Origin of the sequence: Aquimarina sp. MMG016 (assembly GCF_018100805.1) — a bacterium.
In the GTDB taxonomy this organism is placed as follows: Bacteria; Bacteroidota; Bacteroidia; order Flavobacteriales; family Flavobacteriaceae; genus Aquimarina.
In genome coordinates this window covers 129,436-150,431 of the sequence record NZ_JAGJEA010000001.1, presented here as the reverse complement: position 1 = coordinate 150,431, position 20,996 = coordinate 129,436, and the positions used below count along the sequence as shown (strand labels likewise).

At 33.4% G+C, this 20,996-nt stretch carries 21 protein-coding genes; 10 read left to right on the top strand and 11 right to left on the bottom strand.

The window, feature by feature from the left end; translation table 11 throughout:
- Positions 1–108 precede the first annotated feature (108 nt).
- Positions 109–330 carry a hypothetical protein gene (locus J8M14_RS00645; protein ID WP_211072414.1) on the top strand — a complete coding sequence of 74 codons (222 nt, stop codon included), beginning with the start codon at positions 109–111 and terminating at the stop codon, positions 328–330.
- A gap of 112 nt (positions 331–442) precedes the next feature.
- Positions 443–1,567 (top strand): pentapeptide repeat-containing protein, encoded by a 1,125-nt coding sequence (locus tag J8M14_RS23350; protein ID WP_211072413.1) that lies wholly within the window; start codon positions 443–445, stop codon positions 1,565–1,567.
- Here J8M14_RS23350 and J8M14_RS00635 read toward each other — a convergent pair.
- Positions 1,560–2,006 (bottom strand): hypothetical protein, encoded by a 447-nt coding sequence (locus tag J8M14_RS00635; protein WP_211072412.1) that lies wholly within the window; start codon positions 2,004–2,006, stop codon positions 1,560–1,562. The genes J8M14_RS23350 and J8M14_RS00635 overlap by 8 nt on opposite strands.
- A complete protein-coding gene (locus J8M14_RS00630; protein ID WP_211072411.1) occupies positions 2,007–2,711 on the bottom strand; it encodes a methyltransferase domain-containing protein in 705 nt (234 codons plus the stop codon).
- 87 nt (positions 2,712–2,798) lie between these two features.
- Here J8M14_RS00630 and J8M14_RS00625 point away from each other — a divergent pair, with 87 nt between their 5' ends.
- Positions 2,799–3,368, top strand: coding sequence for a nitroreductase (locus J8M14_RS00625; protein WP_211072410.1), 570 nt, complete (start codon positions 2,799–2,801; stop codon positions 3,366–3,368).
- 72 nt (positions 3,369–3,440) lie between these two features.
- On the opposite strand, the gene J8M14_RS00620 is transcribed toward J8M14_RS00625, so the two are convergent.
- Genes J8M14_RS00620 through J8M14_RS00605 form a run of 4 tightly spaced genes read right to left on the bottom strand, consistent with a single transcriptional unit; the run spans position 3,441 to position 6,330 of the window.
- Positions 3,441–3,872 carry a hypothetical protein gene (locus tag J8M14_RS00620; RefSeq protein WP_211072409.1) on the bottom strand — a complete coding sequence of 144 codons (432 nt, stop codon included), beginning with the start codon at positions 3,870–3,872 and terminating at the stop codon, positions 3,441–3,443.
- 51 nt (positions 3,873–3,923) lie between these two features.
- Positions 3,924–4,685: a TIGR03915 family putative DNA repair protein gene (locus J8M14_RS00615; RefSeq protein WP_211072408.1), complete on the bottom strand. Its 762-nt coding sequence runs from the start codon at positions 4,683–4,685 to the stop codon at positions 3,924–3,926.
- A gap of 12 nt (positions 4,686–4,697) precedes the next feature.
- On the bottom strand, positions 4,698–5,960 hold the full coding sequence (locus tag J8M14_RS00610) for a putative DNA modification/repair radical SAM protein (protein ID WP_211072963.1): 1,263 nt from the start codon (positions 5,958–5,960) through the stop codon (positions 4,698–4,700).
- Positions 5,950–6,330, bottom strand: coding sequence for a DUF559 domain-containing protein (locus J8M14_RS00605; RefSeq protein WP_211072407.1), 381 nt, complete (start codon positions 6,328–6,330; stop codon positions 5,950–5,952). Before J8M14_RS00605 ends, J8M14_RS00610 begins: the two co-directional genes overlap by 11 nt.
- A gap of 180 nt (positions 6,331–6,510) precedes the next feature.
- On the opposite strand from J8M14_RS00605, the gene J8M14_RS00600 reads away from it, so the two are divergent.
- Complete coding sequence (locus J8M14_RS00600; protein ID WP_211072406.1) at positions 6,511–7,278, top strand: XRE family transcriptional regulator; 768 nt, start codon at positions 6,511–6,513, stop codon at positions 7,276–7,278.
- On the opposite strand, the gene J8M14_RS00595 is transcribed toward J8M14_RS00600, so the two are convergent.
- The 5 genes from J8M14_RS00595 to J8M14_RS00575 all read right to left on the bottom strand — a co-directional run bounded on the left by J8M14_RS00595 (position 7,275) and on the right by J8M14_RS00575 (position 15,149).
- Positions 7,275–8,276, bottom strand: a complete 1,002-nt coding sequence (locus J8M14_RS00595) for a phosphatase domain-containing protein (protein ID WP_211072405.1) — start codon at positions 8,274–8,276, stop codon at positions 7,275–7,277. The genes J8M14_RS00600 and J8M14_RS00595 overlap by 4 nt on opposite strands.
- A gap of 76 nt (positions 8,277–8,352) precedes the next feature.
- Positions 8,353–10,752 carry a sodium-translocating pyrophosphatase gene (locus J8M14_RS00590; RefSeq protein ID WP_211072404.1) on the bottom strand — a complete coding sequence of 800 codons (2,400 nt, stop codon included), beginning with the start codon at positions 10,750–10,752 and terminating at the stop codon, positions 8,353–8,355.
- A gap of 111 nt (positions 10,753–10,863) precedes the next feature.
- Positions 10,864–11,394, bottom strand: a complete 531-nt coding sequence (locus J8M14_RS00585) for an inorganic diphosphatase (protein ID WP_211072403.1) — start codon at positions 11,392–11,394, stop codon at positions 10,864–10,866.
- Between the two features lie 156 nt (positions 11,395–11,550).
- The gene (locus J8M14_RS00580; RefSeq protein ID WP_211072402.1) at positions 11,551–14,043 is read right to left on the bottom strand and encodes a DUF5686 and carboxypeptidase-like regulatory domain-containing protein; all 2,493 of its coding nucleotides are present in this window, start codon (positions 14,041–14,043) and stop codon (positions 11,551–11,553) included.
- Positions 14,044–14,171: 128 nt separating this feature from the next.
- Positions 14,172–15,149 (bottom strand): pyruvate dehydrogenase complex E1 component subunit beta, encoded by a 978-nt coding sequence (locus J8M14_RS00575; RefSeq protein WP_211072401.1) that lies wholly within the window; start codon positions 15,147–15,149, stop codon positions 14,172–14,174.
- Between the two features lie 161 nt (positions 15,150–15,310).
- Here J8M14_RS00575 and J8M14_RS00570 point away from each other — a divergent pair, with 161 nt between their 5' ends.
- From J8M14_RS00570 to J8M14_RS00545, 6 genes are all read left to right on the top strand, one after another.
- Entirely contained in the window at positions 15,311–16,057 is a 747-nt protein-coding gene (locus J8M14_RS00570; protein WP_211072400.1) for an electron transfer flavoprotein subunit beta/FixA family protein, read from the top strand.
- Between the two features lie 16 nt (positions 16,058–16,073).
- Entirely contained in the window at positions 16,074–17,042 is a 969-nt protein-coding gene (locus J8M14_RS00565; protein ID WP_211072399.1) for an electron transfer flavoprotein subunit alpha/FixB family protein, read from the top strand.
- A gap of 85 nt (positions 17,043–17,127) precedes the next feature.
- Entirely contained in the window at positions 17,128–17,745 is a 618-nt protein-coding gene (locus J8M14_RS00560; RefSeq protein ID WP_211072398.1) for a bifunctional nuclease family protein, read from the top strand.
- A gap of 51 nt (positions 17,746–17,796) precedes the next feature.
- Positions 17,797–19,506, top strand: coding sequence for a nucleoside transporter C-terminal domain-containing protein (locus tag J8M14_RS00555; RefSeq protein WP_211072397.1), 1,710 nt, complete (start codon positions 17,797–17,799; stop codon positions 19,504–19,506).
- Between the two features lie 153 nt (positions 19,507–19,659).
- On the top strand, positions 19,660–20,484 hold the full coding sequence (locus J8M14_RS00550; protein WP_211072396.1) for a thymidylate synthase: 825 nt from the start codon (positions 19,660–19,662) through the stop codon (positions 20,482–20,484).
- Between the two features lie 20 nt (positions 20,485–20,504).
- The gene (locus J8M14_RS00545) at positions 20,505–20,930 is read left to right on the top strand and encodes an energy transducer TonB (RefSeq protein WP_211072395.1); all 426 of its coding nucleotides are present in this window, start codon (positions 20,505–20,507) and stop codon (positions 20,928–20,930) included.
- The last annotated feature ends 66 nt before the right edge of the window (positions 20,931–20,996 follow it).

The following is a 20,996-nucleotide window of genomic DNA, read 5'->3' as shown; positions in this document are numbered from 1 at the left end:
TTAATCGAAGATTAACCTTTTTAATAAATTACATTTTGTTCTTTAATAAGGATGGAATCATAATTTCAGTCATATTCTTTTAATGTTTTATTTGATAGATATTTTGTTATGAAAGAAGGTCTGGATGTTTCTGATATAAAATTGATTATACATAATCTAGTTACTTTTATCGTAACTGAAGGAAAAGATTATGTTGACGATAGTAAGAAACGTGATTATGTTTTAGCATATATCCAGGTTTTGTATAAAACGATAAACAGTATAGACGAAGAGGAGAAAATTTCTATAATAGAACATATTGTAGATGATATTTCTAAGTATTTGCGCTAAAGAAAGTAAAACATTTTAAATGTGAATAGTTCTTCGATCAATTAGAAGGACTATTTTTTTTGCTATAATAACTTTTATATATTAACCGTTTATATTCCAAATCTATTTAAAAGTGAATGAGCAAGAACATATTGATCGTCTGAAAAGGGAAAATAAGCTTCTACAAGACCAACTAGATAAGATAAATAAAGGGAAACAGAAAAAAAGAAAGTTTCGCTGGTGGTTATTAAAAAAATCCAGTACTCCAATTCTGGGCAATCGTCTTAAAAGAAGTATTAATAGTGCTATTACTGAGTATAAAGAATATAAGACGGTGTCTGTAGATACAGTATCTGATGTGTCTTCAAATATTATTTGGAGAATTACCCGTATTGGGTTGTTTGCGTTTTTCTTTGCGGTATTACCATCTACGATACTTGTTGTTCAAACATTATTACTAAAGAATCAAAATGATTTAGTAACCAATCAAAGTGATTTGGTAGAATCACAGCGTAGATCATCATTGGTTTTTGTAATGGATAATGTTTTAGGAGATCTAAATGAAGAACTGAAGTATAAAGGCGTTAATTCTAAGAATAACATAAGTAATACATTACAAGCAAGGATAGTAAGTCTTTCTCTCGCAATGAAACCATATAGATATAGTGAAGAGGGTAAGCTTATTAAAAAGAAGATTAGTCCTGAACGAGGTCAATTATTATATAGTTTAGTTAAGAGCGACCTAGGGGAACAATCTTTGAGTGACGTTTTTTATGCAGGAGATTTTGAATACAGCGATTTAAAAGGAGTAACCTTGGGAAGAGGATTGTACTTAAAGTACGCTCGTTTAAATCACTCAGACCTTACCGAAGCTAATATACCTGCAGTAAATCTAGAGAGTAGCGAGCTTAGAGAAGCTGAAATGCATAAGGTTAATCTTTCGGATGCCAATCTAAAAAGGTCTAGATTAATTAGAGCTAACTTAAATAACGCTGAGTTAGCTGGAGCCGATTTAACTAATGCTAATTTATCGGGTGCAGATTTATCCGATGCAGATCTTTCTGAAGCAAAACTTTGGGGTACCAAATTAATTGATACAGATCTTTCTGATGTGATATTAGATAATGCTATTGTACATCGACAAGATTGGATTGCTTATGTAGCAGATTCTCTGGACCTAAAAGGTTCCGGTAGAATAGAAGACACCTATAGGGTCAAAAAACAAGGTAAACAGCAGTTCATTTTGGTGGCTAGGTAGTACTTATCTTTTTTTGGCCAAAAATTAATCCATGGATTTTTGTTACTAACCAATTTCCAGCCGGGAAATAGATCGCAAAAAACAAAGCCATTCCTAAACTAAAGTTTTGAGGATTAAAAAATTGATCAAGAATATTATTTGGATAGACATATGATGATTGTATCCAATACCCTAAAAACTCCAAAATTCCCATCGCAACTAGTCCGTAGGCATATTGATCAAAGAAATTGTATTCTCTAAGCATTATCGAAATAGGAACCATATAGAGAATATAACAAGTGATAACCTGCCACCAATAGGTAAATCTAGCGATTTCCATTTCGGCACCAAATTGATTCATACCGAGCCCCCACAGAAAATAAATTATAACATATGTAATAATCAAGGTTTTTGGAGTCTCTTTGAGTTTGCTTAGGTTTGTTAATACAATTTCTTTCATTTATGCGGCTATTTTAACAATCATACGAAACCAAGGCTTCTTAATAATTTCATATTTTGAGATATTACTTTTTTGTATGATATTTTTTAATTCGTCATCAGTAAAAGCTCTTTGAATCGCTATTAACCCATCTTTTTTTGCTATTTCCGATATCGGTAATGTAAAGCTGGATATTCTAAAAAGATAGTATGGTATTTTACTCCTTCTTAATTCACTAAAAATAACATGTTTTATCTTTTCTGATTTTAATTTATCCAAAAAAATATGTAAACCCTGATTCGTAAAGTGATACATAAAATGACTGCTGATGATTAGGTCACATTGCGGTATCATAAAATCATTGCTTAGTATATTTTTTGTAATAAAATTAATATGTTTTGGATCCGGATTATTTTGGGAAGCATATGCGATGCTGTTAGGATTACCATCTATACCTGTAAAAGTTACATTTATATTATGTTTTTTTAGTTTTGATGAAATCTTATAAATACAATCTCCACCACCACATCCTAGATCTACAATATGAATATGTTTATTATTAGGCTGTGCTTTGCAATATTTTAGTACGGCTTTACTAAGTTGCCTGTGATTTCCAAAAATAGAATTAATTAATTTTAGACTTGATAAGGTGTTTTGTAGAACTTTTCCTGAAAGGGATAAATTGTCAAGTTGTTCTAGAGTATGAAGACGAATTTCCGGGTTCAAAATGCTTTATAAATTAACTTTTCAAGTGTTCTTAGTCTTTGTAATAATAATAACTTTACAACAAATAAGGAAATTAGATAGTCAATTATGAATATTAACGAAGTTATAAGAAAGAGAAGATCGGTTTTTCCAGCACAATATAATGGTAAACCTATTGCTAAGGAATTTATCAAAGTGTTATTAGAAAATGCGAATTATGCCCCTACTCATAAATTAACCGAACCTTGGAGATTTAAGGTTATTCAGGGAGAAGCTAAAGATAAATTAGGAAAGTTTTTATCGGATACTTATACAGATATTACTTCTGATGAAAAGTTTTCTCCTTTCAAGTATAAAAAAATAATTGATAATTGTAAATCTGCTAGTGCAATTATTGCGATATGTATGCAACGTGACCTAAAGGAACGTATTCCTGAGTGGGAGGAAATAGCTTCTACTGCAATGGCAGTTCAGAATATGTGGCTTACCTGCACAGCAAATCAAATTGGATGTTATTGGAGTAGTCCTAACTTGATTAATTATATGGATGACTTTTTTGAATTTGATGAGGGAGAGCGATGTTTAGGGTTTTTCTATTTAGGAACCTATACTCTTGATGAAGAAATACCTGATTCTAAACGTAGCTCTATTGACGAAAAGGTAGCATGGATGCAATAAAAAATAAAAACCATACGCCAAGGACGTATGGTTTTGTTTAAGTCTGTTATGACTTGATAATTCCTATGGATATTACTGCTGAGTCATTTTAGCAGTTAATTCCTGAATTTTCTTAGACTTCTCAGTCATATATTCAGTCCATTTTTGAGCATCTTCTCCAGTTAATTTTCCTGAAATCTCCTGAGCTTTAGTTGCTAGCTCTTGACCTTTTGTGCTAAGTCCAGCAAATGCAGTCATATCTTTACTTTCTACGATTTTTTCGTATTCAGTAAGATACTCTTCGTATGCATTTACATACTCTTGGACAGCAGAGTCACTAAAGTTAGGTATACCGTTTTCGGCAACTTCTTCTACTTTTTTAGCAACTTCTTCTGCTTTTTCAGCTACTTTCTCAGCAACTTCTTCTACTTCTTCAGCAGTTTCTTCAGTCTTTTCTGAAGCTTGTTTACAAGAAATAACCGTTAAAAACATTAGAGCTAGAGCTCCTAAAAAAAACTTTTTCATAATTGATAGATTAGTTATTGGATATTAAAACGTTAAAATACATACTTTATTTCATAATTGTATTTTTTCTATAAGATATTTCCAATAACGTTTTGGAAGGTGTTGTTTATGAAGTTTAATGTTTTTTCTAGACTTAATATTTACATTATGATAATAAGCGCTCCATAGTTTTTGAAAGTCTTTTTCATTCTCGGCATATATACCTGAACTAACTTTGGTAAAGTTTTCAATAACTATAACTTCTACTGTTTTTAGATCATAATAGATACCATAATTTCGTTTTACATCATAGATTAGCCATTTTTGATCTGCATATCTGTCCTTAAAATGACTTATAATAAGGGGTAATACATTAAAATCAGGTTCTACTGTAGCCACATATAAATTGTCTGTAGTTAGTTGAAAACGTACAAATGCTTCCATTCTATGTTTTTCTCGACCCACCATTCGACCTACTTGGCTAATTTTTAGAATATCTTTATTACTAAAATCTATATTCCTGTTCGTTTCTTTGGTAAAAATGGTTTGCATATAGCTTAAAAGAGTGTTTTCTACACCTTTGATTTCGCTTAAAAATGCTTTAAAAAGCTCTCTTTGCTGATTAGAAGAGGTTTTTAGTTTAAATCCTTTCCATACACGTTGTGCCTTGTGTTTTTCTGTGATAACAAGTTCTGTTGTAGAAAATAATTGATTGTCTTTTTGAGATTCTTTTTTAATGTTAGGGTATGATATTTTTAGATCATATACCATAAAAACGCAGCATAAAAACCCATCAAAACTTCCATCATATAATAAAACGGTTTGAGGATTCATAAATGTTGAATTTTAAGAAAAAAGACTTAGTTGGTTACTGAAATACTTTTTGTATTTGCTATTGGAAGTCTTTAATATTTTGTTCTTTAAATGAATAGGGGATATGTCTTTTTTATAAAAATCTTTAGAATTACAAGTAATGAAATATTGAGCTCTATTTAGTGATATGCCTATTGCTTTAAGGTGAGTCCAATCTAGATTTCTGAATTTTCTTGCATTCAGTATTTTATAGACTGATTGCATTCCGATACCGGGAACTCGAGCAATTGTTCTTTTATCAGCCTTATTAATATCAATAGGGAATAAATGAGGGTTCCGTAATGCCCAACTCAGCTTTGGATCAATATCTAAATCAAGATTCTTATGTGAGTCATTCAATATTTCGTTAACAGAAAATCCGTAAAAACGAAGTAACCAATCTGTTTGATATAATCTGTTCTCTCGTAACATTGGCACTTCTGTGCCTAGAGAAGGGAGACGATTATCTGATAATACAGGTACATAACCTGAATAATATACTCTTCGCATATTAAACTTTTTATAATAATATGTTGCTGAATACATGATATCCCGATCACTTTCTCCTGTTGCTCCAATAATCATTTGAGTACTTTGCCCAGCTGGAGCATATCTAGGTGTACTTTTGATAATTTTCTTTTCTGATGTATACCGTATGATTTCGTTTTTAACCTTTTCCATAGGTTTGATGAAATCTTCATGTTTTTTATCTGGAGCTAAGAGTTTTAGACCTGAAACAGTGGGAATTTCGATATTTACACTTAAGCGATCTGCATATAACCCAGCCTGTCTCATCAGTTCATCACTAGCACCAGGAATAGATTTTAGATGGATATAACCATTAAAATTTTCTTCTAAACGAAGCTTTTTAGCAACGGCAACAAGCCGTTCCATGGTAAAGTCTGCATTTTTAAATATTCCTGAACTTAAGAATAATCCCTCAATATAATTTCTACGATAAAAGTTAATAGTAAGATCTACAACCTCCTGAATTTTAAAAGCAGCTCGTTTAATATCATTACTTTTTCTAGTAACACAATAAGCACAATCATAAATACAATGGTTAGTAAGTAGAATTTTTAACAAAGAAACACATCGGCCATCTTCTGTATAGCTGTGACAAATACCCATACCGGTATTGTTACCAAGTCCTTTATTGGGATTTGATCTCTTACCTCCGCTGCTAGCGCAAGAGACATCATATTTTGCAGCATCAGCAAGAATAGAAAGTTTTTCTCTAATTCGATCAAACGACATAAGGGTGTTCAACTGAAGTTTTGATATGATTTTTAACAGCTCTAATGATTTCTTCGATATCTGTTAAAACTTGGTAGTCTGTGAACCTGAAAACAACAATCCCTAATGAATGAATGTGAAGCTTTTTTGGCAAGTCTTTACTATATACATCAGAAAATTCGTGTGCATATCCATCGATCTCTATAGCAATTTTATGTTTAGAGCAGTAAAAGTTAAAATTGTAATTCCCAATTTTCTGGTTTTGAAGAAACACAAAACCTTTTTCTATTAGTTTTTGTTGTAGAATTTGAACTGTAGAAATAGAATTGTCAAGAGAGTGTTTAATTACTTTTTCGGGGATAGGTTGATGCAAAATGATTGTTGAAGACATATTTTGGCTGATTTTGATTAGTAATTTTTCCAAATTTATGGAAATATTCCATTAAAATAAAAATCAACAACTGTTAAAATTGGAAATATTCCAAAAAAATGTATCTTTGTTAGGTAATTATCCCAAACAATCGTTAAATAATTATTATCTATCTATGATTAAAAATTAAATTGGAATTATATGGATAATTTAACTGACCAAACCATTAAGCGATTTAAACAAATTCGCGAAGAGAACCATTATACCCAATCTGATTTTGCAGAAGTTTTGCAGATTAAGAACTCGACTGCAGATATTGAGAGAGGGAAGACAAAGATTTCCGGTAAAGTTGTTACTCGATTATTACAGGAATTTAGCATCAATCCACTATGGCTATTTGGCGAAAGTGAACAAAAGAATATAGAGCTTCATAACGGTAATGTAGCCCCAAAAGTTGTTACAGTAAATTCTGAGAACAATGAGAATATAATTTTGGTTAACGTTAAGGCTGCTGCAGGATACCCACATAATGTACAAGATTTAGATTGGTACCAGCAGTTACCGGCGTTTGATATTCCTTTGCCGGAATATAGAAATGCAACGTATAGAGGTTTTCAGGTAGAAGGAGATAGTATGTTGCCTGTACTAGAGCCACAAGAGTGGGTTATAGGGAAGGCTGTTAATAATCTTTCTGAAGTGAATAGCAATACTATTTGTGTAGTAGTACTAGAGGATAGTGTAGTGGTAAAAAAAATCAGAAAGAATGAAGATGCCTCTGTTATTACACTAATCTCTCTGAATTCTGAATATTTACCATTCAATATCAATGCTCATCAAATTGTTGAACTATGGGAGGTGAATAGTAAGCTAAGTTTTAATATTGATGCTAATTCTGATATGACAAGTATCAAGCAATTACAGGAAGCTATGCAGGCTTTGACTTCTGAAGTAAGAAGTTTAAAAAACTAATCTATAAAACCTGATTTTCTTGCATGATCAATTGCTTCTACTGAAGTATTGACTAATAAAATAGGTGTTGTAGTAAAGGAATCTATAATTCTTTTGATACGTTTTTCTTTTCTGCGATGCTGAACATTTCTTAAATATATAGCTAAAATTTGATCTGGATATTGACTTGCGATTTTGGTGTATATGTCTGCGTCTTTTTCTCCACTATCTCCGATTAAAATAAATTTTAGATTAGGATACATTTCTAATAGACTTAAGATCTCAGATTGCTTATGAGGAAGTTTGGGTTTTGGTGTTTTGTCAAATGGTGTTCTAAAATCCCTCAATAGAATAGGACCTTTTGGAAAGCTATGTTTTTTTAGAAAAGCATTTAAGTAGTCATAAAGATTCCAGGGGCTGTTGCTAACATAAAAAAAAGGGTTTATAGGCATACCATTTTTACCCAAATGTAATTTCTTATAAAAGTCTACTGTGCCTTCAATAGGAAGGCGTTTGTCATAATTTTTAAAAAGTGTATTCGCAACTACTCGCCATTTTAGAACAGAAGCTACACCGGTATGTAATATGGTATCGTCTATATCACTTATGATACCAAATTCAGCCTGATTTGATGGGATTAGCATTTGACTTGGAAAAAGGTTTTGTTGACTTATCTTTTGAGATATTTGATTTTCTTTGTATGAAATGGTATAAGATAACCAACCTTCATAATCTACGAATTCATTAAGGTTGGGGATTTCCAGGTCAAACTGATAATATCCCTCTTGATCAGTAGTGGTTTCGAATTTTCTTCCATCGGATAATTGTAATTCTATTTCCGCTTTACGAATTTCATCACTTTCTAATTGTTTGTAGATATTTCTTAGGGTTTTAAAAGTCCCCTGATTTGTACTAAAATCTACATTTTCATCTTCCAGAGCTCTTCCTGTAGCACGAAAAAGTGTTTTGGTGCCATAACCAAGATATGCATTGATTCGTAAAGCTTTTTTCCTGAACATGAATTGTTATTATTTCTTAAAAATATAAAACCTCGCTCGAAAGAGCGAGGTCATATACTAAAAAATAGTGATTTTTTTATTGAATAGAAGCTTTGATGGCTTCAATCTCTGCTTTTACGTCTGCTTCTGAACCTTTTAATTCTTTAACCACTTGTTTCGTTTTTCCGTTTTCAGAGGTTTCTATGGTTACTGTCGCAGTAGCGATTTCATTTTTCTTACTCATCTTAACTTCTATTTTTCTTTCAGAAGTTTTTTCAGCAGATTGTACAACTTCTATCTCGTTCGAAGCTACAGCTGTTTCTTCAGTATGCCCGCCTAAAATTGGAGCAATTACTAAACCTATCAAACAGGTAAGTTTAATCAAAATATTCATAGATGGCCCTGAAGTGTCTTTAAAAGGATCTCCAACGGTGTCCCCTGTTACTGCAGCCTTATGAGCATCAGAACCTTTATATGTCATTTCTCCATTAATCTCTACCCCGGCTTCAAATGATTTTTTAGCATTATCCCAAGCACCACCAGCATTATTTTGAAAAATAGCCCATAATACACCACTCACAGTAACTCCGGCCATATATCCTCCTAACATTTCGGCAATTGCTAATGTGCTCATTCCAAATAATAATGGAACGAATGCTATGACTAATGGAAACCCAATAGTTAATAATCCTGGTAGCATCATTTCTTTTAAAGATGCTTCAGTAGAGATGGCAACACATTTGTCATATTCTGGTTTTCCGGTACCCTCCATAATTCCTGCAATATCCTTAAACTGGCGACGAACTTCTTGTACCATTTCCATAGCAGCCTTTCCTACAGCATTCATTGCTAAAGCAGAAAATACAACTGGCACCATACCTCCAACAAATAACATTGCTAATACAGGCGCTTTAAAAATATTAATCCCATCAATTCCTGTAAAAGTTACATATGCTGCAAATAAGGCTAAAGATGTTAATGCTGCTGATGCTATAGCAAACCCTTTTCCTGTTGCTGCTGTTGTATTACCAACAGAATCTAAAATATCTGTGCGTTCTCTAACGATAGGTTCTTGCTCACTCATTTCTGCAATTCCACCTGCGTTATCTGAAATAGGTCCAAAAGCATCAATTGCTAGCTGCATTGCTGTAGTAGCCATCATTGCAGAAGCTGATAGTGCAACTCCATAAAAACCTGCAAAAGCATAAGATGCCCAAATAGCACCTGCAAATAATAATACAGAAGGGAATGTAGAAATCATACCAGTCGCTAAACCAGCAATAATGTTGGTTCCGGCACCTGTGCTCGATTGTTGTACAATTTTTAGAATAGGTGACTTACCTAATCCGGTATAATATTCAGTTACAGAAGAGATCACAGCTCCTACTACCAAACCGACTAGAGTTGCATAGAAAACACGTATAGCAGATATTTCTATTAAACCTTCACCAAAGAATTCCATTTTCATAGTCTCAGGAAGCATCCATTTACATAGCGCAAAACAAGCTGCTGCTACTAGGATGATTGATGTCCAGTTACCAATATTAAGTGCTCCCATTACTTGAGCTTCTTTAGCATCGTTGCTTTTAATTTTTACCAACATTGTACCAATGACTGAGATGATGATCCCTGCACCAGCAATAGCCATGGGTAATAAAATAGGCCCAATACCTCCAAAAGCATCAGAGATAGCACCCCCCATATCTTTAATTACATAATTTCCTAACACCATAGCTGCAAGTACTGTAGCTACATAAGAACCAAATAAATCTGCTCCCATACCTGCAACATCACCTACATTATCCCCTACGTTATCTGCAATAGTTGCAGGATTACGTGGGTCATCTTCTGGAATACCTGCTTCTACTTTTCCTACTAAATCTGCTCCTACATCTGCAGCTTTAGTATAAATACCTCCACCAACACGAGCAAATAGTGCAATTGACTCAGCTCCTAAAGAGAAACCAGCTAGTGTTTCAAGTACAATAGTCATATCCATTGTGCTAGTCCATTCTCCACCCATAAAGAAGTAAAAAAAGAATATAAAGAATGCTGTTAGGCCTAGTACGGCCAAACCAGCCACTCCAAGTCCCATTACTGTACCTCCACCAAAAGAGATTTTAAGTGCGTTTGGTAAACTAGTACGAGCTGCTTGTGTAGTTCTAACATTAGTTTTGGTAGCAATTTTCATTCCTATGTTTCCAGCAAAAGCAGAGAATACAGCTCCAAAAATAAAGGCTATTACAATTAGCCAGTGGGTCGTAGGAACCACAAAGGAGACTATAGCAAGTAAGATGCTTACTATTACAACAAATATCGCAAGTAATTTATATTCTGCGCTTAAGAAAGCTAAGGCACCTTCATAAATATGATCCGAAATTTCTTTCATTTTGCCATCACCGGCATCTTGTTTCATTACCCAAGATTTTTTAATAAGCATATAAACTAGCCCTAGTAATGCCAAAGCAATTGGCATATAAATCATATTTGATTCCATTAAAAGTGTTTTAAGTTAATTAGCTGCTAAAAGTAGTAAATTCATCTAAATATAAAAAGCGCAATATTTTTGAATAAATATTGCGCTTTTTTAAGATTTTTAGAACTTAATTTAGTATATACTAAATAATCCTTTAGGTTTATCTTCTAATTCATCAAATCGCTTTACACAAGCTTTGATAATTTCTTTAGCTTCATCAATATTACCCCATCCACCAACGTCAACTTTCTTTTCTTCTAAATCTTTATAAACTTGGAAGAAATGTTCTATTTCTTTAATTAGATGTGGATTCATCTCTTTTAAGTCAGCTAATCTATTAGCTATTGGATCGGCTACAGGAACACAAATAATTTTTTCATCAGGCCCTTTTTCATCTGCCATATGGAATACTCCAATTGGTTTTACCTCTATCACACAACCAGGAAAAGTAGGTTCTGTAACCAACACTAATACATCTAACGGGTCTCCATCAAGTGCTAGGGTTTCTGGAATAAAACCGTAGTCTGCGGGATACATCATAGACGAAAAAATCATACGATCATAACGTATTTTTTTAATGTCAAAATCGTATTCGTATTTATTTCTACTCCCTTTAGGTATTTCTATTAGTACGTCAAAGCTGTCTTTAGTAGCTGCACTCATAATTTGTTTTCTTTTTAATGGGCGGCAAAGATAGGTATTACAAGGGGTTAGTAAAAATTTATCAAAGGAAATTATTAGATTTTCACTTAATTCTTAATTTCTAGATAAACTATAACGTTTTCAGGGAAACGATACTTACAAAAAGATAAAGTTTTTTTAAAAATAGAACCCAAAAGATCCGGTTACTCCAAAATCTCTAGCATCAGGATTATCAAAATAGTTTCCTCTAAAGTGAAAATCTATTCTGAAAATCTTGAAGATGTTTCCAACACCTAGACTATACTCCCAATATATTTCTTCATTCGGAGTTAGAAGCAGCTCTTCAGATGGAGCACTTAGTATTCTGTTTGCATCAGATAATTCACCCCACGCTCCTCTGATACCAACCAATTCTCTTAAATTTAATTTCCGCAGTAATGGTATTCTTGAAAATATCCTTCCATTGAAGTTGTGTTCCAAATGTAATGTGGCATAGGTATCAGTTACAAATTCATAGAAATTAAGTAAGGGGAAGGTGTTGTAAATAGATAAATAAGTTTGATTACCAGGGATAACACTTAATAATCCGAGTGGGACATCACCAAATGTTTTTCCTAATTCCAGAGTACTGTTTAATCTTCCAAAACCACCAATATTCCATGGTTGCTGATATAAGAATTGTACTTTTTGATACTCAAAATCACTCTCTATAATATCTTTTAAACCTACACTATAATTAAGGAATAAAGTAGCGAAATCACCATCATTCACGGTTATTTTATCTACACCATAGCCTGTGGTCTTTCTTCCGGGAAAATAAGCAATAGAAGTTGCTATTTCTGTTTGTTTTATTTTTTGTTTTAGTTCTCCGGTTTCAGGATCAATAAAATCTAAACTAAATCGAGATCGATCCGCAGGTTTTAATGTTCTAAATGATCCTGTAACTCCTACTGTTAGATTTTTTCGGGGCTCTAATTGCATAGAGAGCGCAGAAAGATTGATTGATGTTAAGCGGTCATTATCTCCTGTGGCAATAATAGAAGAGGATGCAAGACTTCGACCTTCTACATCATTGGTATTCGTTAGGCTGGCTCCAAGCTGTTCTACATCTCTTCGGTTTCCAGCAGAAACAATAAGTCTAGATTTTCTATCCACTAAATATTTTCCTGATAGCCCATATTTAAACTTATTATCTTTAAAACCGTAAGCTCCATACCCTTCAATTCGCCATCTATCATTAGCAGTAAAATACGTTCTTCCACCAGCTCGTAGTCTCCATCCTTCAATATCATTAAAACCAACAGTAGAAAATAATGGTCCGAAATCAAAACCATTAAATTCTATATATCCTGTAGCTAATATGGTGCCTATGTTGTAAAGGCGTTTAAAGGCTTTTACCGTTCTTAAAGTATCCAGTAATTTATAAACCTTTTTCTCGTCTTTATTTAATTCTTCCATTCGTGCATTTTCCCAAAAAGCATCGGCACGATTATAGATATCCTGATCATAAGGGTCTACCTGACTTTGGTAGAATTTTTTACTCTTTTTGATATCAAATTTATAGTTGTCATATAAGGTAGTACGTTTTCCATATACCCCACGAGATTTTTCTTTTTTGCTAAATGCAAAATCAGATTGAAAATAATCTTTAGTGATTAAGAATATAGAATCATTCAATACATCAAACTCTTGTTCAATATATAAGTCTTTTACCCAGTTGATGTTAGCGCTTTTAGTTACTTCTAGATTGATATCTTTGATTGCCCAAGTAGAATCATTTACCCAAAAATCTCCTTTAAAAGTAAGTTCATTCTTTCTTCGGGGATAATAGACAATATTATAACACCATTTGTTGTCGATATAAGCACTATCTGTAAGCACATAATTATATACGTCAATACCTGTACGCGATAATGGGCTAGTGAAACTTTTGTCAAAGAATTTTAGATAATTATTATAAATATCATAGTCAGAATACAAATCCTTTATAAAGGCTATTAGTGTTTGATTATCACTAAAACCTGCATTTTTGTTACCTGTTAATACTTCTTTAAGCTCATTAGCTTCATTGTCACCATACACTTTAGAAATGGCTTCATTAAGGAATATAGGAAGGTATGTCTTTCCTGTAATTCTGGAAGTGTCTATATCTTCAAAAATAAATTCCATACCATTAAAAATCCTGCTATTTACCAAAGCACTATCAATGGTATTCAAGTCAAATTCTAGTTTTTCGTACTTATCATATTGATATTGCTTGAATTTTTTTACCCCGTTTTGTCGTCGGTTTTTCCAGATTTTCCTAAGTATATCAATGGCTGGATTATTCTTTTTAGAAGTTTTACCTTTAAATATAACGACTTCATCTAATGCAGCAGCTTCTTCTTCAAGAATAACCTCCATGTTATAAGTAACACGTTTGGTAAGATTAACGGTTTTAGTTTCAAAACCTATAAAAGAAACTTTAATACCATTATGGTTTTGATCAGATTCCATATAGAATCTACCATTTTCATCGGTAATTGTACCGACTGTAGAATTTACAAAAATGATATTTGCAAATGGTATGGGTTGTTTATTGCTATCGTATACTTGACCTCCTGCTTTGGTTTGCGCAAAAATTGATATATTTCCTAAAATAAATAAAACTCCTAAAACCCAATATCTCATCTAATAATTTTATAAATGTATAATAATTGATGTAAAGCTCATATGGTTCATGCAATTTTCAGACCACTTTTTTCTTTTTGAAAATTAAATCTGCAAATTAATGAAACGCAAAGAAATAGGCTTCATTATTATTTATACATTACTTTTTTGACAGCTTTAACAACATCTACACTATTAGGAAGCCACTCTTCTAATAATACCGGAGAATATGGAGTGGGGGTGTCTGCAGTATTAATTTTAATGATGGGGGCATCTATATAGTCAAAAATGTTTGACTGAACCTGATATGTGATTTCTGAAGCGATATTGGCAAGTGGCCAAGCCTCTTCTAATATGATAAGTCGATTTGTTTTTTTAACCGAAGTAAAAATAGCTTCAAGATCAAGCGGGCGAACCGTTCTAAGATCAATGATCTCACAAGAAATATTTTCTTTGGCTAATTCATCTGCAGCTTTATATGCCTCTTTGATTATTTTTCCAAAGGAAACAATAGTAACATCATTACCTTCTCTTTTAGTTTCGGCTACACCTAATGGTATAGTGAATTCTCCTTCAGGAACTTCACCTTTGTCACCATACATTTGCTCACTCTCCATAAAAATTACTGGATCGTTATCTCGTATAGCAGATTTTAGTAACCCTTTTGCATCCTTAGGATTAGAAGGGATGACTACTTTAAGACCAGGTGTGTTTGCAAACCAATTCTCAAAAGCCTGAGAGTGTGTCGCTCCTAATTGACCTGCAGAAGCCGTTGGACCTCTGAAAACAATTGGGATATTAAATTGACCTCCACTCATCTGCCTCATTTTTGCCGCATTATTGATGATTTGATCAATTCCTACCAAAGAGAAGTTAAAAGTCATAAACTCTATGATTGGTCTATTGCCATTCATGGCACTTCCTACACCTATTCCAGAAAACCCCAATTCAGATATAGGAGTATCCAGAACACGATCCGGGCCAAACTCATCTAGCATTCCTTTACTAGCTTTATATGCTCCATTATATTCTGCTACTTCTTCACCCATTAAATATATGGATTCATCTCTTCGCATTTCTTCACTCATTGCTTCGCAAATCGCTTCTCTGAATTGTAGTGTCTTCATTGATATAAATTATTTTGTGCTACACGAAAGGCAAAAGTAGCAATTAATAGTCTTTACTGATGGTTGAAAATTGAAAAATTTATTATGCGTGCATAGTAAATTTGACTTTTTATTTGTACCTTCGCATTTATTATTAAATTCTCAAAAAATACCTATATAAAATGAAGATATTAGTTTGTATTAGCCATGTGCCAGACACTACTTCCAAAATTAATTTTACGGATGGGGATACTAAATTTGACACTAATGGAGTACAGTTTGTGATCAATCCTAATGATGAATTTGGGTTAACACGAGCAATGTGGTTTAAAGAAAAACAAGGAGCATCTGTAGATGTTGTCAATGTTGGTGGAGCAGAAACCGAACCTACACTTAGAAAAGCGCTTGCTATTGGTGCGGATAATGCTATTAGAGTAAATGCAGAAGCAACTGATGGTTTTTTTGTAGCTAAGCAATTAGCAAAAGTTGCTCAGGATGGAGGATATGATTTAGTAATTGCAGGGAGAGAGTCTATTGATTATAATGGAGGTATGGTGCCGGGAATGTTGGCAGCTTTGATAGAGGCTAATTTTATTAATACATGTATAGGACTTGAAATTGAAGGTGATACAGCTACTGCAATTCGTGAAATAGATGGAGGAAAGGAAACTTCTACAGCTAAATTACCTCTTGTAATTGGTGGGCAGAAAGGATTAGTAGAGGAGAGTGATCTTCGTATTCCTAATATGCGAGGAATTATGATGGCTCGTAAAAAACCGCTTAGTGTTGTAGAGCCTGTAGATACAACAGCAGAGACTAAGGCAGTACAATTTGAGAAACCAGCTCCAAAAGGAGATGTGAAATTAGTTTCTCCGGATAATGTACAGGAACTTATAGATTTATTACATAACGAAGCAAAAGCTATTTAAAAAAATATAAAAAAATATGTCAGTTTTAGTATATACAGAAAGTGAAGGAGGGAAATTTAAAAAAGGAGCCTTCGAAGTAGCGTCTTATGCCAAAGGAATTGCCGATATGCTTGGTACATCTGTTACTGCGGTAAGTGTTAACGGTGGCGATAGTAATGAACTGGGAGCCTATGGAGTGGATAAAGTACTAGAGGTTAAGAATGATAAATTAAATACTTTTAATGCAAAAGCTTATGCGGATGTTGTAAAACAAGCAGCAGAAAAAGAAGGTGCAAAAGTGGTAATTGTAAGTTCTAGTGCCGATAGTAAGTTTATGGCGCCTTTATTAGCAGTGCATCTTAATGCTGGGTATGCAACCAACGTTGTAGCATTACCACAAAGTGCTTCACCATTTACTGTAAAACGTACAGCATTTACAAATAAAGCATTTAATATTACTGAAATTTCTACAGATATAAAAGTAATAGGATTATCTAATAATGCTTTTGGACTTAAAGAAAATTCTGGAGCCGCTTCTGCTGAAGCGTTTGAGCCATCTCTTTCTGATGCTGATTTTGGAGTTAACGTAACCTCTGTAGATAAGGCAACAGATAAGGTGTCCATTGCAGATGCTGATATTGTTGTTTCTGGAGGTAGAGGTCTTAAAGGACCAGAAAATTGGGGGATGATTGAAGATCTTGCAGAGGTACTTGGTGCAGCTACAGCTTGTTCTAAACCAGTTAGTGATATGGGGTGGAGACCACATGGTGAGCATGTAGGGCAAACAGGTAAGCCAGTAGCAACAAATCTTTATATCGCTATAGGGGTTTCTGGAGCTATTCAGCACCTAGCGGGAATTAACGCTAGTAAAGTTAAAGTAGTCATTAACAATGATCCTGAAGCGCCTTTTTTTAAAGCCGCAGACTACGGAATCGTTGGAGATGCCTTTGAAGTTGTTCCTAAACTTATTGAAAAATTAAAGGAATTTAAGGCGAATAACGCATAATTTTCATAAATTGTGCCCAATCAAGGGCTGTTTGAACCTAGGAAAAAGTCCGATTGTTCAAACAGCCTTTTTTTATTGAAAAAATATGAGTTTAGTTCGTCTGAACATAAAAGGAATATCGTATAGTCAAACCCAAAATGGAGCATACGCACTAATTTTAAGTGAGGTAGATGGGGAAAGAAAATTACCAATTGTAATAGGTGCTTTTGAAGCGCAATCTATTGCAATTGCTCTAGAAAAAGAAATCAAACCTCCAAGACCATTAACTCATGATCTTTTCAAGAACTTTGCAGATCGGTTTGATATTGTGGTGAAGCAAGTAATTATTCATAAGTTGGTTGATGGTGTATTCTATTCCAGTATTATTTGTGAAAGAGATAATATAGAAGAAATCATCGATGCTAGAACTAGTGATGCTATTGCGTTAGCTTTACGTTTTCAAGCACCTATTTTTACGTATAAAAATATTTTGGATCAAGCAGGAATCTATCTAAAAGTAAATCCTAAAAAGGAAGACGAAGATGATCCTGAAAGCTTATTGGTAGATGAATTGGTCTCAGAGGATTTAGAAATGGTCGGAAAAGAGACAAGTTACAAGGATTTATCTCTTGAAGAGCTCAATCGCATGCTTGATCAAGCTGTTGCAAATGAAGATTATGAACTTGCAGCAAGAATTAGAGATGAGATTTCTAAAAGAGAATAACCTTCCTCATCCTATGATTTACTTACCTTATTTTTAATGATTTTTAGTTTTATGAAGAAAGGATTACTTACCTCACTGTTCGCAATATTCTTGGTTGCAACGATATCTGCACAGTCCATAGAAAAGAATTGGATGTTAGAAGAGGTTAAAGGAGAATCTCAAGGGATTTTTGATGCAGGAGAAGATGATTATTTGCATTTAGACAAAGGAATATTTTCATATTCTTTTGATAATAATAAGAGGGTGTTAAAAGGTGATTATATTAAGCAAAATAATGTCCTGATTTTTTTTCCTGAGATAGCGGAAGATTCTTTAATTAAATATAAAATTAATAAGATAACAGATTCAACTTTGGTGCTGACTAAAAAAGGAATCTCTTATGAGTTAAAGGCGAGTAAAAATGCTGCAGAGACTGTTGTCGTTAAAACAGAAACTAATAAAGAATTAATTCCTAATCAAGGATTTTCTTTTAATAGTTTGTGGAGAGGAGTGTTAGGAATGATTGTACTTTTGATTATAGCTTATTTATTTAGTAGTAATCGAAAAGGGATTAATTGGAAAACAGTTGGGTTAGGTATTGGGTTTCAATTAATAATTGCCATTGGAGTTTTAAGAGTGCCGTTTATTCAAACCATATTTGAATGGGTTGGAAGCCTATTTGTTAGTGTTTTAGATTTCACTAGAGCAGGAAGTAAATTTTTGTTTGAAGGTTTGGTTGTAGATATGGATACCTTTGGTTTTATATTTGCTTTTCAAGTATTGCCAACTATTATATTCTTTTCAGCCTTAACCTCTTTATTATTTTATTTAGGTATTATTCAAAAAGTAGTAAAAGGTTTGGCTTGGCTGTTAACGAAAGCACTAAAGATATCTGGAGCAGAAAGTTTAAGTGTAGCAGGGAATATATTTTTAGGGCAAACAGAAGCACCTCTATTAATTAAAGCGTATCTAGAAAAGATGAATAAGTCTGAAATGCTATTGGTTATGATCGGTGGCATGGCAACTGTTGCGGGAGCTGTATTGGCAGCTTATATAGGGTTTTTAGGAGGAGATGATCCTGTTTTGAGACTACAATTTGCAAAACACCTATTAGCTGCATCAGTTATGGCAGCTCCAGGAGCAATTGTTATTTCTAAAATACTATTTCCTCAAACAGAAGAAATTAATACAGACGTATATGTTTCTTCAGAAAAAATAGGATCTAATATTTTAGATGCTATAGCAAACGGAACAACCGAAGGCTTAAAACTAGCTGTAAATGTTGGCGCTATGTTATTAGTGTTTGTGGCTTTTATTGCTATGCTGAACGGTATATTAAGTTGGGTTGGAGATATTACTTCTATAAACACTTGGATAGTATCAAACACAGCTTATCCAAGCTTATCTCTTGAGCTTATTTTAGGCTATCTTTTTGCTCCATTAATGTGGTTGATTGGAGTCGCCAAAGAAGACATAGCTTTAATGGGTCAACTTCTAGGAATTAAGCTTGCAGCTAGTGAGTTTGTTGGTTATATACAATTAGCAGATTTAAAGAATGTAGCAAATACAACACATTTAACTTATAACAAATCTGTTATCATGGCTACATACATGCTTTGCGGTTTTGCTAATTTTGCATCTATCGGAATTCAAATTGGAGGAATAGGTTCGTTAGCGCCCGGTCAGAGAAAAACACTTTCTGAATTTGGTATGAAAGCTTTACTCGGAGGTACAATAGCCTCTCTTTTATCTGCTACTATAGCAGGAATGATAATAGGGTAGCTATTTTTTTACTAATAATATAATTTAATAAAATGGTTTATAACTATTTTATAATCTTTAGTTTATAACAGATCTCAAAACCTATTTTTTGTATATTTGACTTTAGCATAATTTTTTGTTAACAAACAGTCAAAATAAATTTGTCAGAGAAATATGAAGCAATATCTTGATCTGGTGCGTCATGTGCTAGAAAATGGAAATGAAAAGGAAGATAGAACAGGTACAGGTACAAAAAGTGTGTTTGGATATCAAATGCGGTTTGACCTAAGTGAAGGTTTTCCCATGGTTACTACAAAAAAACTTCACCTTAAGTCAATTGTTCATGAATTACTTTGGTTTTTAAAAGGAGATACTAATATCAAGTATTTACAGGATAATGGTGTTAGAATCTGGAATGAATGGGCAGATGAAAATGGAGATCTTGGCCCTGTATATGGTTATCAATGGCGTAATTGGAATGGTGATGAAATAGATCAGATAAAAGAAGTTGTAGAGGCGTTAAAAAACAATCCGGATAGTCGTCGTATGATGGTTTCTGCCTGGAACCCAAGTGTATTACCAGATACGTCAAAATCGTTTTCGGATAATGTAGCTAATGGAAAAGCAGCACTTCCTCCTTGTCATGCTTTTTTTCAATTTTATGTTGCAGATGGTAAATTATCTTGCCAATTATATCAGCGTAGCGCAGATATATTTCTGGGGGTTCCATTTAATATAGCATCTTATGCTCTGTTTACAATGATGATGGCTCAGGTGTGTGGATATGAAGCAGGAGATTTTATTCATACATTTGGTGATGCACATATCTATAATAACCATATAGAACAGTTGAATTTACAGTTGTCCAGAACTCCTAAAAAATTACCGAGAATTATATTGAATCCAGAGGTAAAGGATATTTTTGGCTTCGTTTTTGATGATTTCAGGTTAGAGGACTACGATCCGCACCCACATATTAAGGGTATGGTGGCAGTCTGACTTAAATTTAATACGATACTATGAAGAAACTATTACTAATCTTTACAATAATGATTTCCATACCTTCTTTTGCTCAGGGTGATATAATTCTGGCTAAGGAAAATGCGAATGATAAAGGTATTACGCCAATATGGCCAAAATGTGATAGATCAAGATTTTCACCTGCTAAATGTTTTGATAACAAACTAAGAGATCATATTGTAAGAAATTTCCAATATCCTGATGTAGCGGTAAGTCAAGGATTAAGCGGAACAGTTACCGTTGAATTTATAATTAATAAAAAGGGTAAAGTCGAGGTTCTTGAAGTTACAGGAGGGCATAGATATCTTCAGAGAGAAGCAATTAGGATTATTAGGGCAATACCAAAGATGGAACCTGGTAAATGGGGTAAGAAACCCATAGCAATAGCATATACTGTTCCTATTACATTCGAAAAGCCAAGATAGATAACATTATTTAACATTGGATTAACTTCGTTTAAAGTTAATAAAATATAAAAATTAGTAAATTTG

What these genes read in the sequence shown, in the direction of transcription:
- J8M14_RS00645 (WP_211072414.1), top strand. Translation starts at nt 109, where the DNA reads ATGAAAGAAGGTCTGGATGTTTCTGATATAAAATTGATTATACATAAT.
- J8M14_RS00635 (WP_211072412.1), bottom strand. Translation starts at nt 2,006, where the DNA reads ATGAAAGAAATTGTATTAACAAACCTAAGCAAACTCAAAGAGACTCCA.
- J8M14_RS00625 (WP_211072410.1), top strand. Translation starts at nt 2,799, where the DNA reads ATGAATATTAACGAAGTTATAAGAAAGAGAAGATCGGTTTTTCCAGCA.
- J8M14_RS00620 (WP_211072409.1), bottom strand. Translation starts at nt 3,872, where the DNA reads ATGAAAAAGTTTTTTTTAGGAGCTCTAGCTCTAATGTTTTTAACGGTT.
- J8M14_RS00615 (WP_211072408.1), bottom strand. Translation starts at nt 4,685, where the DNA reads ATGAATCCTCAAACCGTTTTATTATATGATGGAAGTTTTGATGGGTTT.
- J8M14_RS00610 (WP_211072963.1), bottom strand. Translation starts at nt 5,960, where the DNA reads ATGTCGTTTGATCGAATTAGAGAAAAACTTTCTATTCTTGCTGATGCT.
- J8M14_RS00605 (WP_211072407.1), bottom strand. Translation starts at nt 6,330, where the DNA reads ATGTCTTCAACAATCATTTTGCATCAACCTATCCCCGAAAAAGTAATT.
- J8M14_RS00600 (WP_211072406.1), top strand. Translation starts at nt 6,511, where the DNA reads ATGGATAATTTAACTGACCAAACCATTAAGCGATTTAAACAAATTCGC.
- J8M14_RS00595 (WP_211072405.1), bottom strand. Translation starts at nt 8,276, where the DNA reads ATGTTCAGGAAAAAAGCTTTACGAATCAATGCATATCTTGGTTATGGC.
- J8M14_RS00590 (WP_211072404.1), bottom strand. Translation starts at nt 10,752, where the DNA reads ATGGAATCAAATATGATTTATATGCCAATTGCTTTGGCATTACTAGGG.
- J8M14_RS00585 (WP_211072403.1), bottom strand. Translation starts at nt 11,394, where the DNA reads ATGAGTGCAGCTACTAAAGACAGCTTTGACGTACTAATAGAAATACCT.
- J8M14_RS00580 (WP_211072402.1), bottom strand. Translation starts at nt 14,043, where the DNA reads ATGAGATATTGGGTTTTAGGAGTTTTATTTATTTTAGGAAATATATCA.
- J8M14_RS00575 (WP_211072401.1), bottom strand. Translation starts at nt 15,149, where the DNA reads ATGAAGACACTACAATTCAGAGAAGCGATTTGCGAAGCAATGAGTGAA.
- J8M14_RS00570 (WP_211072400.1), top strand. Translation starts at nt 15,311, where the DNA reads ATGAAGATATTAGTTTGTATTAGCCATGTGCCAGACACTACTTCCAAA.
- J8M14_RS00565 (WP_211072399.1), top strand. Translation starts at nt 16,074, where the DNA reads ATGTCAGTTTTAGTATATACAGAAAGTGAAGGAGGGAAATTTAAAAAA.
- J8M14_RS00560 (WP_211072398.1), top strand. Translation starts at nt 17,128, where the DNA reads ATGAGTTTAGTTCGTCTGAACATAAAAGGAATATCGTATAGTCAAACC.
- J8M14_RS00555 (WP_211072397.1), top strand. Translation starts at nt 17,797, where the DNA reads ATGAAGAAAGGATTACTTACCTCACTGTTCGCAATATTCTTGGTTGCA.
- J8M14_RS00550 (WP_211072396.1), top strand. Translation starts at nt 19,660, where the DNA reads ATGAAGCAATATCTTGATCTGGTGCGTCATGTGCTAGAAAATGGAAAT.
- J8M14_RS00545 (WP_211072395.1), top strand. Translation starts at nt 20,505, where the DNA reads ATGAAGAAACTATTACTAATCTTTACAATAATGATTTCCATACCTTCT.